The following is a 1,209-nucleotide window of genomic DNA, read 5'->3' as shown; positions in this document are numbered from 1 at the left end:
CAAAGAGAAGCAATAGATGGGTTAATTGATTTGTTTTGCCAGATAGTTCATCGGCTTAATGCTCGCGCAGAGAAAAAGGTCGTAAAGTCTATGCTCAAAGATTTTCAAAAGGTGTATGGCAAAAACACGATACTTTTTAGAATTGCAGAAGCCTCGCTGGAAAAACCAAGCGCTACAGTGCAAGAAGTTATTTATCCAATAGCCGGTGAATCGACGTTAACGAACCTAGTTAAAGAGTTTAAATCTTCTGGCTCAGGGTACAAAAACCAAGTTCATACCTTAATCCGTTCATCATATGGTGGCCATTACCGACGAATGCTCCCTAAGCTTTTGGAGCTATTGAAATTCAAATCCAACAATACATTACATCGCCCAGTTTTAGAGGCTTTAGAATGGATAGCCGACCATCGAGAAAGTAAGCAGCAATATATAATTTTAAATGATCGAGTTCCTATCGATGGAGTCATTAAGCCAAAATGGCGAGAGGTTGTGATTGAGAAGCAAGGTAAAACTCGGCGCATCAATCGCATTAATTACGAGATCTGTGTTCTTCAAATGCTCCGCGAGAAACTGAGATGTAAGGAAATTTGGGTAGAAGGTGCAGACAAATATCGTGACCCGGATGAAGATCTGCCGACTGACTTTGAAGAAAAGCGAAACTCTTACTATCAGATTTTAGGGCATACCCAAGATGCTGCCGAGTTTGTCTCTCAATTAAAGAGTGATATGGGAGCAGCGCTTTCACATCTGAACAATACGATCCCAAAAAACAAACACGTAAGACTAAAACCCCAAGGGAAAAACCGCATCAGTGTTTCCCCTTACGAGCCGTTGCCAGATCCAGAGAATATTCTTTCTATAAAAAGCTCCATCCAAGAAAAATGGCCAATGACAAGTCTGCTTGACGTTCTTAAAGAGTCAGACTTACGTATCGACTTTACCTCCCGCTTTTCAAGTGTTGCCTCTCGGGAGAGATTAAGCCGAGATGAAATACAAAGGAGATTACTCCTCGTACTTTACGCGTTAGGCACAAATGCAGGAATAAAGCGACTTGCAGATGGCCCACATGGTTTTGGTTATCGGGAGCTGCTGCACGTTAGAAATCAATTTGTACATAAAGACAGCCTTCGCGCGGCTATTCGAGATGTGGTAAACGCAACGTTAAGAGCACGAAACCCTGATATTTGGGGAGAAGGTACCACTGCTTGT

Annotated in this window: 1 protein-coding gene; it reads left to right on the top strand. The window is 42.3% G+C overall.

Features of this window, described 5'->3' with window-relative positions; genetic code table 11:
- Positions 1-90: 90 nt before the first annotated feature.
- Positions 91-1,209: Tn3 family transposase (locus A3763_RS18275; protein WP_156495162.1), on the top strand; the 1,119-nt coding region annotated here is incomplete at its 3' end.

This window comes from Oleiphilus sp. HI0128, from assembly GCF_001635365.1.
The sequence above is the reverse complement of the archived record's forward strand: the minus strand, read 5'-3'. Positions and strand labels throughout refer to the sequence as shown.